Genomic DNA, 14,117 nt, shown 5'->3' with positions numbered 1-14,117 from the left:
AATCATTTTAATAATTTAATTGAATTCCGAAGTTCATCCAATAGGTATTGTCTGTATTAATTCGGGTAAAATTACTTTTATTTGTTGCAAATATACCTTTTAACTGTGTATATAGCTCGATTGTCTTATTATTTTTAATCGGTAAAATGAAGCGTATAGAGGTGGATGCATCAAGATGATCTGTTGTATTGTAAGCATAATCATAAGCGGCTACATTGTTATAAAATGTATCTTCATTAATACCTGTCATTTTCGTATAATCAAAATAGGAATCAAGTAGCGCATAATAATTAAAAGCTAAACCTATATTTATTTTTGATTTATTATTCAACATAACATCTTTATTCCCATAAACACCAACATCCAACGATTTAATTTTCATGGTATAAATTGCTAATGCATCGTAATATTTATTTTGATTATAACTTGATTTGAAACCAATGAAATAATTCATTTTTAATTGATCACGATTCGCCAAATTAACATCTAAATTCGCATTTTGTAAACGATTTTGATAGTTCATTCCACCAATTGAAACATCATAATTTTCACCATCTTTTCTCGAGAAATCTAAACGAGCATTCATCGTATTGTTATCAAACGTTGTCATGAAATTGGCATAAACAAATTGCTCATTGATATCCCAAACGTAAATAAAGAATTTATCTTCCTTCGTTTTGCTATCATACATACGTTGTTGATTTTCTTGGTAATTATAACCTAAAATCAGACGTGTATTGTCAGAACTAAATTGATAACCACCACCAATTTTTGAACTAATATTTCGAGTAAAATATTGATAAAGTGATTTTTCATTATCAATTTTATTTCTCAACGGGTTATTAATCACACGACCATATCCTGCCATATAACGTAAATAGGTTTCTGGATAAGCTTCAACATCCAAATTTCTATTTTTATAAACGATACTAAAATCTTTGTTTTTTCGCCCATAAGCTCCTAAAACAAAAAGTTGATGACCGTCCATAATTTCGTAAGTAGCCTGAATTTCACCGACTAATTGATTGTTTTTAATTTCAGGTCGAGGATCTAATTTACGAGCCATTTTATTGACATTTAATTCAGCTTTTGCAGCTAATGTCATTTTTCCGAAATTTTTAGAAACTCCTCCACGAATCAAATAGCGCTGATTATCCCAATCAGCAGCACGTGGCACGTAAAAATACTGTGGCGACAATACTTGTTGTTCATCTGTACGTTCGTCAGAAAGATTCCAACTAAGATTTTTTTCTGTAAACTTTTCAAGGTTTATCGTTCCAAAAATTTTGTAACCATTTTCTGTCGTGTATAAACCTTCGCTTAGAAAACCATAACGATTTGTTTCTTCTGCTGTTTGTTTACGAGTAAATTGATTGTTTTTATGATTGAAATAAATTCCGGTATGTGTATAATCTTTTATTGGTAAAGAATGCGTTGCAATAGGCAATTCCCAATTCAAATCTTTGATAAATTGCTCTGCTTCGTTAGAAGTCACTTTTATCGAATCATTTTCTTGCGCGAACAATTGACTTGCAAAAAATAAACAAGTAAAAGAAGCGATTCTCAAAAATTTATTGTCGTATGTTGTTAAATCAATTGATTTCATGTTCTATATTTCTATTGCGCAAAAATTTTCGGTTCAGCTTTAATATTCACAAAATCGTTTGTAGAATTATTGGTATCCTTCAAGATAATACGACCATTTATTGTTTTCTGTGTTTTACGAATAATAGATGTTGATGAATAAGGTCCTGCTGTTAAATATGAATATCCTGCATCTTGTTTATTTTGTAATTTTTTCGGAACCAATTTACTTCCCATATCTTGAGTGGTTTCTACGCCATCCACAATCTTTTCATTCGGTAATTGAAGATATTCGTATGAAGTCTTATTATTTGGATTTTTCACCTTTCCAAACCCATTAATTTCTTCGTTAGAAGCTCTAAATAAGATAAATGCTTGACGACCTAAATTGTCTAAAATTAAATCTCTACCTGAAACCCACCACACAATATCCATATCAGGAACAGCATGATTTTGAATATCATACGAATATTGAGAGCCTAAATATTCTGTCATATTCACTTCAAAATCAGCATTGGATAAATCGACTGTTAATTCTGGTTTTAGAATCTCGATTAATTTACCATTGGCATCATAATAATTTCCTTTGTGATTGATTGCTGTTTGTGCAATTGTGATACTTTCACCTGGCTGAACAGCATAAGTTGTACCATCCCCAGGAATACGAATAGCGTGAGATACATACACAAAATCGGTATTTGCACTTGCACCTACTTTATTTCCTTCACCTTTCGACCAATCTAACTGACCATTTGGTTGAGAATAAGGTTGATTTTCTACCGTATTAGCACCAAATAATTGACCAAATATTAACCCATCTGCATAAAGAACTTCACTTGAATTGTTATAAATCTCAATAAATTGATCTCTAAACATTGCACCTTCTTTGATGTGTGAACCACCGTAATAAATTTGTTTCAAGATTAATCCACCAATTGTTTTCGTAGAAGTTAACTCGATTTCTAAAGATACATTTGATGAGTTAATGGTAATATTTTGTGCAGCACCACTAAACTCAACATTATCTTCTGAATCTGTAGGATAACCAAATAAATCCTCGAATTGAGCTGGAGTAATAGAAAAACTCACATTTGCTGAATATATTCCTGGTGTCAAATTAGGAAAAATAGCTTCACCATTATCATTCGTTAAAGCTTCATGCGTAATGCCAGTTTGTGTATTTTTCAGAACTGTTTTGGCATGAATAGGTTTTTTGGTATGATCAAAATCAGCATCAAATTTTACATACGTTGTAAAATTAATTGTTTGAACAGCATTTGCTCCAAAATCATCATCAGAACAAGAATTGAATAATAATGTTATTACAAACGAAGTGAAAAGTATTAATTTTTTAAGCATAATAATCTTTTTAAATGGTTTAGAATTAGAACGTGTACTCAATTTTACCTCCTAATGAAAATTTAGCAATATTAGATTCTCTTCTTTCTCCAGAATCGTTGATATAAGTAGGTTTCAGACCAAAAACATTGGTTGTATAAACCGAAACTTTAAATCCATTCAAGAAATCTTTCGAAATGCGTAAATGGAAATTGTGCAATGATTTTTGTAATTCACCTAACGTTTTTTGAGGTGCTTTGATCAAATGCCCATACAAATCTATATTTGCTTGGTCTTCGACTGGAATTTCATGAAAAACAGAATTTCCATCCAAATAACCTATTGGATTTCTATTGTTGAATTTATCGTGATTCTGAATAAATATATGTTCTGTTCGAAGTGATAAAATTAATCCCACATTTTTAAGATGATAATTAAAATTAGTTCCAAACATTAATTGTTCATCGTTTGATTTCGGATTATAATACACACCATATTTCTCTTTTGCTAAAACATTTGTAGAAGCGTCGTACGTATAAACAGGTTTATTGTTCGTGGTTTTTGTATAAGATCCATTTACAGATATATCTAAATTAAGCGGTCGAATGCGATTAAAATTCATAAACATTTCGATTCCTTTATCTGTAGATTCTAAATTATTTTCTAAAGTTGAATATTCAATTTGATAAGCTTCCTTTCCAACAACAGAGTAGGATGGAGTAGAAGAGGACGTATCAACCGCAATTTTAGAACCTTCTAAAGTTGTAATTTGAGCAAAAGACGAAATACCATCTTTCAATTGATTGTAATATCCCGTAACGTTTAACGATCCAAAAGGTAAATTAAGATCAAAACCAATTTCCGAATTATAGGATTTACTTGGTTTTAAGTTTAGATTATTTCCTTCTAAAAGGAATGTTTCAATCCAACCGTATTGTTTATTGTTGATATAATATATTCCGTCACCTAAAAGTCGATCATAAATACGATCACCTGTAAAAAGTTGATTTAAAGAAGGTGCTTTAGACGAAATTCCATATCCACCACGAACTCTTAACACTTTATTGAAAGCGTATGAAGTATTTACACGCGGTTGATACGAATTATAACCATATTGGTTGTCGTATCTAAAACCTAAATCTAATTTGAAAACATTGTCATTGTTTCCATATTTCACAATTCTATCTTCTGCATAAACAGATAATTGCCATTGCGTTTTGGTATTTTTGAAATTATAATCTCGGTAACCTAAACTACCTTTAGCACCGCTTAAAGTGAAAAAATTAGGTGTTGAATTTTCGTCTGTATATGTTCCACGACCTTTGTTTTCACTAGATCGGGAAGATAGTCCAACAGAAAAAGTATGATTCCATTTGTTTTTAGATTCATAATTTTTCACACCTTCTACATTCAGAAAAGTAGACATTGGAATTCCTTCTACATTTTTGACTAACGTATATTGATTAGGTAAAAAGATAGCTTCAGAAATACCGTTTACAGTAGAAGTCGTCACAGCTGCAGTTGCAACATTTACCCAACGTTCTTCTTTAGAATTTTGCTTTTCGTAATTAATGTTTGCATCAACATTTAAAGCATCAATCCATTCTTTTTTCAAATTCCATTTCAAATTATTTGATAATCGAATAGAGAACTTATCATTTTTTATTTTAGGATCCGAAACATTATCCGGATCATATTTTATTTTATCAGTGTTAATCGCAAAATTTCCATCTAACGTATTAACCAATGTATTTGTTTTGTTAGATGATTTCCAAGCAGCGCTAGTCGATATACGATTATATGACTTCAAATTATCGCGCACATCTGCATTAGAAGACAAATAATTGCCTGATATACTAAAGAAGTTTCTGTCATTTATCTTGAAACCCTTCGAAATATTATATTCAGTTGTTGCATCTAACATCGAAACCGAAGCGCGTAGGGGAGCTTGCCCAACTTTTGAATTGATGATAATTAATCCTGATGTTAAGTCACCATATTTGGCAGGAGCAATCCCTTGAATAATTTTAACTTCATCAATATTTGCAGTTGTTATTTGGCGCAAATCTACACCATAACTTGGATTATTAAAATCGTTGAAATTCCCATTAGAAACTGAAGAAAAAGATTGCATATTTTCGTTATTCGAAACTGGAATATCATTGACAACGATGGAAGTTCCAAACGCTTTATTCTGAAAATAATCTTTTCTGTCATTAATAGTCGACGTACTTGAGCTACCAGATAAACCTAAATTATTATTTGAACTGGCTGTTCTAAATACAATATTCTTAAACTCATTGTTGTTAAAATCTAATGTTACTTGTCCTGGTAATTGTTGCAAAACCTCGTTTAATGAAAAAGCCTGTACATTTTCGATTGCTTCTTTTCCAAGTGTAATTTCAGAATATTCTTTTTTCTTTTTAGGTGAAATATCAACTTGCTCTAATCGGAGTGTTTGATTATAAAGAACGATGGATACATTAGTTTCATCAGAATTAACAATGATTTCTTGCGTTTCTTTCCCTTTTTGCGAAAAAGATAAATTAGTATTCTCATTCGATAATTGGATTGTAAAAAAACCATTCGAATTTGTTTGAGTCCATCTTTTAGTTTGCGGATCCTGAACTTGAACATTTGATAAATTGTTTCCATTTTCATCTGTTACAGTTCCCGATAAAATCCGTTGAGCATTTACAAAACCGAATGTTCCTAATAGAGAGAGCGCTAATAAACCTTTTTTCATTTCGAAGAAATTGAAATGCAAATTTATTTTAAATTAATCTAAATAGCAATAGAACTTAAGTCATATTTTAATAAAAAGAAAAATATTGATTCATTAATAAAACAATAATGACTTTATTTAAAAAAACCGTGATTCATTTTAATCTATTTTAATTCAATATTTATTTGATTTACTAATTTATAACTAAATAATTATGATGAGCTAAAATTAGAATTAATATAAGATTAATGAGAACAAGTTTTGAAAAATTGGATTATAAATAACAATGTAATGTGATAAGTATAATATGAAATATATAAGTACTTATTTGATGTATTTAACCCTACTTAACATAATAAAGATTATTAACAATAAAATTTCAAAGAAATATTATTGTTATAATATATATTATGTTAAATTGAAATATGAATTCATACCTATTGTATGAATTCATTATTATAATAACATGATTTGCTAAGATTCATCTAAACGAATATTTAGAACATATTATTCTAATCAGCATCGTAGATTAAAACTCGTTTGGCTAATTTATTTGGACCATTCAAAAACTCGATATGTTGTGGATGTTTTTGATACGTTTCGAATTGTTCCATCGTTTCGAAAGCTGCAAATAAAGAAAATGAATAAGAAGCATCAATCACATCTCGCTCTATATTTGCTGGCGTACCAACATGAAAAAAAGCTGAAGGTGCAATCGGTTCTAAATCTTTCAATGCTTGATGAAATGTATTCACTTCATCTTCAGTTGCATCATCTTTTAACCAAAATAATACGTGGTGTGCTAACATAAAAATCTATTTTTAGTATGCAATTTGCATTTTTACTTTTTTATTTTTTATTTTTTGACCATTTAATTTCTTTAAAATTTCAGGTACTTTTTTACGATTTATGGCTACATACGAAGTTGTGTCTTTAACTTCAATAATTCCGACATCATTCTTTTCTAATTCCCCTTTTTTGAATAAAAACCCTACAATATCTACTTTATTGACTTTGTCTTTTTTACCTGCCGAAATATAAATTGTTTGATAAGGCGTTCTTTCAGGAATTTTATATGTTCCGCTTAAATTTTCTACAGGTAAATTTTCATTTACAAATGGAAAATGCTCCTCGTTACTGATGATTAAATACACAAAACCTTTTGCATTCATACGGGCTGTACGTCCATTTCGGTGAATAAACGCTGCTTCTTTTGCAGGCAATTGATAATGTATAATCGAATCAACTTCCGGAATATCTAATCCACGCGCAGCTAAATCTGTTGTAATTAATACACGAACCGAATCGTTACGGAATTTTAACAACGCACGTTCGCGTTCGTCTTGTTCCATTCCTCCATGAAAACTTTCTCGTGCAATTCCTTTCTCGTGCAAAAGATGACTAATTCTATCCACAGCATCGCGGTGATTACAGAAAATCAACATGCGTTTGCTACCTATTTTACAAATCAAATCGAACAAAGTATCCAATTTTTCTTCTGAAATGGTGTTTACCACTTTCATATGTAAATCTGGTTTTACTTCGATTTGTTTTAAGTAACTCACAATTTTTTCGTCATTCAACCCAACAAATTCTGGAATATTTTCCATTTCGGTAGCTGATGTTAGAATACGTTGTTTTAAACCTGATAACTGTTCTACTATAAAGCTCATATCTTCTTGGAATCCCAATTCTAAAGCTTTGTCGAACTCATCTAAAATCAAATTTTGAACAGTTGACGGATCAAAGTTTTCGTTACGTAAATGATACGCAATACGTCCAGGCGTTCCGATTAATACAGCGGGAGCTTCTACTAAATTATTTTGTTCTATTTTCGTATTGTGACCACCATAACAACACGTTACTTTATAATCAGATTTCATAGATTTGAAAACTGTTTCGATTTGTAAGGCTAATTCACGGGCTGGAACTAATATTAAGGTTTGAACACCTTTCACATCTGGATTTAGATCTCTCAATACAGGAAATAAAAAAGCCAATGTTTTTCCAGATCCTGTTGGTGATAAAAGAATTAAATCTCGTTGATTTTCGGACATTTTGAATGCTGAGCGTTGCATTGCATTCATATCTTTAATGCCTAAATTTTTATAAAGTAAATCGATTTGCATTTTGCAAAATTAACGTATTCTACTGAATTAATCTGTTTTTGACTGAATAGAAGTCTTATATTGTTCCATAAATTCATCAAAAAGATTCATGATTTCGAAGTGATTTTTATCTAACGTGTTCGCATCGAACGAAACAACCGCCCCATACATTTTATTCCAGAATCTCATACGTGCTTGTAAAACTTTTTGCGTTTCGTTATGAATAAAAATATCAGCCTCCATTACTTTTATATTTATTACGCGTTGACGTGGTAATTTTAGTTCTTCAATCTCTATAATTTTTCCCCATTCGATATAATTTAAATGATCCGAAGGTTTGTAAACAATTCCTTTTTGATCAATTAATAATACCAATTGCTTTTTCATTAATTTCTTTATCGAAACAATGATTAATAGAAGACTTGGAACAAACAAAACTCCACTAATAATTTTTGCAGTTTGTGGAGAATTGACTTGATTAGCGTTTAAAAATAAATAAATTGAACAAGCCAAAAATAAAAGACTACCGAATAATAATCCCCAATTACTGGTCTGTTTAGCATAAATTTTAATAGAATTCAAAGGATAATATTTTCACAAAAGTAAAGATTTTAAATTATAAAAAAAGAGCCCTCTTTTTGAAAGCTCTACTTTAATTTTAACCAAAAATTTCGTGGTATTCTTTTTTATATTTTTCTAAGATGATTTTACGTTTAAATTTTAACGTTGGCGTTAATTCGCCACCTTCAATCGTTAACTCATTCGGGATAATTGAAATCTTTTTGATTTGTTCCCAATGTCCAAAATTTGTATTCAAATTATTGATTTCATCTTCAATTTTTTTCTGAACAGCATTACTTTTTTGAAATTCATCATGAGAAAGATTGACAATTTCAGGAGCATTTGACTTTGCCCAATTAAGAAGATTCGGATAATTTGGAACAACAAAAGCGCCAGGGAACTTCTCTCCTTCTCCAACTACCATCAACTGCTCAATAAATGGAGATTCGACCATTTTCATTTCGATTTGTTGCGGAACAATGTATTTCCCACCAGATGTTTTGTACATTTCTTTTTTACGATCAACAATCTTCAAGAATTTATGATCTACCCACTCACCAATATCGCCAGTATGCAACCAACCATCCTTGATTACTTCGGCAGTTTGCTCAGGTAAATTATAGTACCCCATCATTACAATATCACCATGAACCAAGATTTCGCCATCATCAGCTAATTTGATTTCAACACCTTTTAATGGAGGGCCTACAGTTCCTATTTTTTTTCCACGACGAAAGCAATTTACAGCAATTACAGGTGAAGCTTCTGTTAAGCCATAACCTTCGTATATAGGAATTTCTGCTGCCAAAAACACGCGAACTATTCGTTGTTGAATTGCTGCACTACCAGTTACAATTGCTTTCAATTCTCCGCCAAGCCCTTCGTACCACTTATGTAAAACCAATTTACGCGCAATTGCTAATTTGATATTATACAATGTTGAGCGTTGATCTGCTTCTAAAACATACTCATTACCAATTTTTACAGCCCAATCGAAAATAGATTTTTTGAAACCTGTTAATTGCGCTCCAGTTGTCATAATCTTTTCATACACTTTCTCTATAACACGAGGAACTGCTGTCATAATATGCGGTTTAATCTCTTTTAAATTTTCCCCGATTTTATCCATTGATTCAGCGAAATGAATAGAAAGGCCCATGTAGACATACAAATACTGTAAGGTACGTTCGTAGGCATGACAAGCTGGCAAAAACGTTAACGCACGATCATAAGGATTTAGTGGTGTAGAATATTCACACGCAATAACATCAGCAATAATATTTTTGTGCGATAACATGACACCTTTCGGTTTTCCAGTTGTACCAGATGTATAAATTAGAAAGGCTAAATCTTCGTGTTTTACTTGAGCTGCTCTTTTTTCTACTTCTGATAAATCAATCAATTGCCCTTTTTCGATTAAAATATTCCAACTCGTTGCATGTTCAACTTCATCAATTGAATACAATTGTTCTAAAGATGGCAATGATGTTTTGAGGTAATTTATCCGAGTATATAAATCCTGATTATTTGTAAAACATAATTTTATTGAAGAATCTTTGAAAATATATTCATAATCGTTATCTGAAATATTGGGATAAATTGCCACCACAACAGCGCCAATTTGTTGTATAGCGTAGTCTATCATATTCCATTCGACACGATTTTCTGAGATTAAACCAACTTTATCACCTGCTTGAACTCCACAAGCAATCAAACCTTTCGAGATTTGATTTACACGATCCAAAAAAGATTTAGTCGACATTGGTTTCCATTCTCCGTCTTGCTTGCTAACAAACATGGATAAATCAGGGAACTTCTCCAACTGTCGTTTTGGTAAATCAAAAATTCTGGTTACTTCCATAGCGCATTTATAGTTTTGTAGTTTTGAAAAGTATTCGTCGAAAGTAACTTAAAATGATGACTTTTTCAAAAAATTATGATTGAAATTGTTTAAAATTAAAATCCCTTAATTTAGTTAGAATTAAGGGATTCAAATTATTTATAAATTTCATCGAATTCTTTCTGGAATTTCTTTAAAATAACTTTTCTTTTCATTTTTAAAGTTGGTGTTAATTCACCAGCTTCTATTGTAAATTCATGTGTTAGTATTGCAGGTTTTTTGATTTGTTCCCAGTTTCCAAAATACTGATTTGCTTTACGTACTTCTTGATTTATTTTTTTGTGAACTTCATTAGTTGCTATAAATTCTTCACGAGACAACGCAACTATTTCTGCTGCACTCTCCTTCGCCCACTCTTTTAGATTTGTATAATTAGGTACGATAAAAGCTGATGCAAATTTTTGTGCATCACCGATAACCATTGCTTGCTCGATAAATTCAGATTCAACAAGTTTCGTTTCGATTGGTTGCGGAACAACATATTTGCCTCCAGAAATTTTGAACATTTCTTTTTTACGGTCTATAATTTTTAAGAAATGACCTTCGCCTTCTTCCCAAACGCCGATATCTCCTGTATGCATCCATCCATCAATAATAACTTCATCCGTCGCTTTTTGATTTTTATAATACCCCATCATCACATTAGGACCTTGAACTAAAATTTCGCCATCTTCTGCTAATTTTACCTTAACATCTTTGATAGGCGAACCAACAGTTCCGATACGAACCCCTAATTTATGTGGATTATTTACTGTAATTAATGGTGAAGTTTCCGTCATCCCGTAACCTTCGAAAAAAGGTAATCCAGCTGCCATAAAAACACGCGCAATTTTACCTTGTAGAGAAGCACTTCCTGAAATAATATACTTAAAATTTCCTCCTAATGCTTCGTAAAACTTATTTAAAACTAACTTGCGCGCTAAAGCTAATTTTATATTATAAGCAAAAGAACGTTTCGTTGAATCTGGCTCATAATTGGCTGCAATTTCTATTGCCCAATCGAATACTTTTCGTTTTTTACCTGTTAAAGCACTACCTGTTTTTAGAATTTTTTCGTACACTTTTTCCATAATACGAGGAACGGCAGTCATTATATGCGGTTTTACTTCGTTGATGTTATCACCAATTTTATCAAGACCTTCTGCAAAATAAACGGTTACACCAATGTATAAATAGGTATAAATTACGGTTCTCTCGTAAGTATGACAAGGAGGTAAAAAAGTCAATCCCCTTGTTCCTTCTTCCAAAACTACAATTTCTTTAGCTGCTATAAAGTTAGAAACCAAATTATTATGCGACAACATCACTCCTTTTGGTTTTCCTGTTGTACCAGAAGTATAAATTAGAGTTGCTAAATCTGAACTTCGTACCGTAGAACTAAGATTATTTACATATTCATCTGTAATATTTTTCCCAATTTCTTTTAGTTCTGCCCAATTTCTGGAATCTGGAAAATCATTTATCGCAAAAATATATTCTAAACTATAAATGCTTTCAAACATATTATTGATGCGCTCATACAAATTTTTGTTACTTACAATACACAATTGAATCTCAGCATCGTTGAAAATAAATTGATACTCAGCATCTGTTATATTTGGATAGATTGCCACAACCACAGCACCAATTTGCTGAATTGCAAAATCTACCACATGCCATTCGTATCTACTTTCACAAACCAATCCTACTCTATCTCCAGGCTTAATTCCTAATGCTAATAATCCTTTCGAAATTTCTCTTGTATGAGCTATAAATTCAGCTGGTTTTGTAAATTGCCATTCACCATTAATCTTCGTCGAAAACATATGATGATTTGGATAAAGCTTTTGTTGTTGATACGCTAAATCAAAAATTCTTGTAGGATTATTCATCGTTATAAAACTTTGTAAAAAGAATGCAAATTTGGTGTAAAATTTTCAAAAAACAGTCCAATTTCACGAAAAAAGCGAGATTCAGAATGAATCTCGCTTAATTATTTTACATTAAATCAATTATTTTATTGATATATATCTTCTATTTCTGTTTTATATTTTTCTAAAATTACTTTACGTTTCATTTTCAAGGTTGGTGTTAATTCACCTGCTTCAATCGTAAATTCGTAGGGAAGTAAATGAAATTTTTTGATTTTTTCCCAATTACCAAAATTGACATTTAATTTATTGATTTCGTTTGCAAGCAATTCCTGAATTTTAGGATGTTTTATAAATTCATCTCGTGATAAATTTAGAATAGAAGGTTCATTTTGTTTAGCCCATTCTAAACAATTCTCGTACAACGGAACAATTAAAGCTGAAGGAAATTTTCGTCCTTCTCCAACCACCATTATTTGTTCAATAAAAATAGATTCTGACAATAATTTCTCGATTTGTTGCGGTACTATATATTTTCCACCAGAAGTCTTGAACATTTCTTTTTTACGATCAATGATTTTCAAAAACTTTCCATCAACCCATTCACCAATATCTCCGGTATACAACCATCCATCTTTTAGTACTTCTGCCGTTGCTTCAGGATTCTTATAATAACCTTGCATGATATTTTTTCCTTTTGCAAGAATTTCTCCATCTTCGGCTAATTTAATTTCAATATCAATCAAAGGCAAACCAACTGTACCGATTTTCATTCCACGTTTTATACAGTTTACAGACAAACATGGTCCAGCCTCAGTTAATCCATATCCTTCGTAAATTGGAATACCAGCTGCTAAGTACAATTTTAATAAACGCGTTTGCAAGGTTGCGCTTCCTGTTGCAACACCTTTTATGTTTCCTCCAAGTGCTGCTTTCCATTTTGAAAAAATTAATTTGCGCGCAATTTTTAATTGAAATTTGTACAAAGAAGAAAGTTTTGATTCGTCTAAATCATATTTTTCTCCTAATGAAATAGCCCAGAAAAATAGTTTTCGTTTTACACCCGTTAACTCTTCTCCTTTTGACATAATTCTATCATATACCTTCTCTAAAACTCTTGGAACTGCCGAAAAAATATGAGGTTGAACTTCTTTCAAATCTTGACCAATAGTATCCATTGATTGTGCAAAATAAATTGACAATCCCATTTTGATATACACGTACTGAAATACACGTTCGTACGCATGACAAGCAGGCAAAAAAGACAACGCTTTATCATAAGCTTGTACTGGAAAAGAATATTCAGAACTGTTTACATCAGCTAATAAATTTTCGTGAGAAAGCATCACACCTTTTGGGTTTCCCGTTGTACCAGATGTGTAAATTAAAGTTGCTAAATCTGTTGTTTTTACTTTATCCATAGAGGTTTGAAGGGGTTCATCAGAAACTGAAATTCCTTTCGAAACTAATTCGATCCAATTTGGTGTATGCGGATAGGTATTAAATGTATAAACTTGTTCAAGATTTGGTACTCTATCTTTTAAACCTAATAATCGTTGGTACAAAAGATCATTGCTAACAATACAAAGTTTTATTTCTGCATCATTCAAAATAAACTCGTAATCGTTGTCCGAAATATTTGGGTAAATAGCGACAACTACTGCTCCTATTTGTTGAATTGCAAAATCGACTAAATTCCACTCCAAACGATTTTCACTTATCAAAGCTACTTTATCATTAGGTTGAACACCATTTGCAATAAGACCTTTTGAGATATTATTTACGCGATTAATAAAATCGGTCGTTGAAATTCCCTTCCATTCATCTTTTTCTTTGTAATTAAAAATAGTAATGTTTGGTGTATTTTTCTCTTGAAATCGTGGTAAATCGAATACTCTTTGTGGTTGTTTCATTCTCTTGAAATAAGAATACAAAGTTCGACTATTTCTCGGTTTTTGAAAAGAAAAAGAATTTTCTTTCATAAAATTTCAGAATTTTTAATGGTTGTAAATAATTGTAAGAATTGTAAATTAGTCAAAATTTATATTCAA

At 31.2% G+C, this 14,117-nt stretch carries 9 protein-coding genes; all 9 read right to left on the bottom strand.

The annotated features are described in order from the left end of the window. Nucleotides 1-7: 7 nt before the first annotated feature. The 9 genes from IF125_RS06970 to IF125_RS06930 all read right to left on the bottom strand — a co-directional run bounded on the left by IF125_RS06970 (nucleotide 8) and on the right by IF125_RS06930 (nucleotide 13,979). Complete coding sequence (locus IF125_RS06970; RefSeq protein ID WP_225541981.1) at nucleotides 8-1,606, bottom strand: DUF6850 family outer membrane beta-barrel protein; 1,599 nt, start codon at nucleotides 1,604-1,606, stop codon at nucleotides 8-10. An 11-nt stretch (nucleotides 1,607-1,617) separates the two neighbouring features. Further along, a complete protein-coding gene (locus IF125_RS06965; RefSeq protein ID WP_225541980.1) occupies nucleotides 1,618-2,943 on the bottom strand; it encodes a DUF4876 domain-containing protein in 1,326 nt (441 codons plus the stop codon). Nucleotides 2,944-2,968: 25 nt separating this feature from the next. After that, nucleotides 2,969-5,668 (bottom strand): TonB-dependent receptor, encoded by a 2,700-nt coding sequence (locus tag IF125_RS06960; protein ID WP_225541979.1) that lies wholly within the window; start codon nucleotides 5,666-5,668, stop codon nucleotides 2,969-2,971. 491 nt (nucleotides 5,669-6,159) lie between these two features. Continuing rightward, on the bottom strand, nucleotides 6,160-6,456 hold the full coding sequence (locus IF125_RS06955; protein ID WP_171622505.1) for a Dabb family protein: 297 nt from the start codon (nucleotides 6,454-6,456) through the stop codon (nucleotides 6,160-6,162). Nucleotides 6,457-6,468: 12 nt separating this feature from the next. Continuing rightward, complete coding sequence (locus tag IF125_RS06950) at nucleotides 6,469-7,776, bottom strand: DEAD/DEAH box helicase (protein ID WP_225541978.1); 1,308 nt, start codon at nucleotides 7,774-7,776, stop codon at nucleotides 6,469-6,471. A 27-nt stretch (nucleotides 7,777-7,803) separates the two neighbouring features. Further along, nucleotides 7,804-8,337 (bottom strand): STM3941 family protein, encoded by a 534-nt coding sequence (locus IF125_RS06945; RefSeq protein WP_225541977.1) that lies wholly within the window; start codon nucleotides 8,335-8,337, stop codon nucleotides 7,804-7,806. A 76-nt stretch (nucleotides 8,338-8,413) separates the two neighbouring features. Beyond that, nucleotides 8,414-10,177, bottom strand: a complete 1,764-nt coding sequence (locus IF125_RS06940) for an AMP-dependent synthetase/ligase (RefSeq protein WP_225541976.1) — start codon at nucleotides 10,175-10,177, stop codon at nucleotides 8,414-8,416. 134 nt (nucleotides 10,178-10,311) lie between these two features. Further along, nucleotides 10,312-12,087 carry an AMP-dependent synthetase/ligase gene (locus tag IF125_RS06935; RefSeq protein ID WP_225541975.1) on the bottom strand — a complete coding sequence of 592 codons (1,776 nt, stop codon included), beginning with the start codon at nucleotides 12,085-12,087 and terminating at the stop codon, nucleotides 10,312-10,314. Nucleotides 12,088-12,212: 125 nt separating this feature from the next. Beyond that, nucleotides 12,213-13,979, bottom strand: coding sequence for an AMP-dependent synthetase/ligase (locus tag IF125_RS06930; RefSeq protein WP_225541974.1), 1,767 nt, complete (start codon nucleotides 13,977-13,979; stop codon nucleotides 12,213-12,215). Nucleotides 13,980-14,117 lie beyond the last annotated feature (138 nt).

The organism is Empedobacter stercoris, assembly GCF_020281205.1.
GTDB classification, from domain to species: Bacteria; Bacteroidota; Bacteroidia; order Flavobacteriales; family Weeksellaceae; genus Empedobacter; species Empedobacter stercoris.
This window is presented reverse-complemented; position numbering and strand designations above follow the sequence as displayed.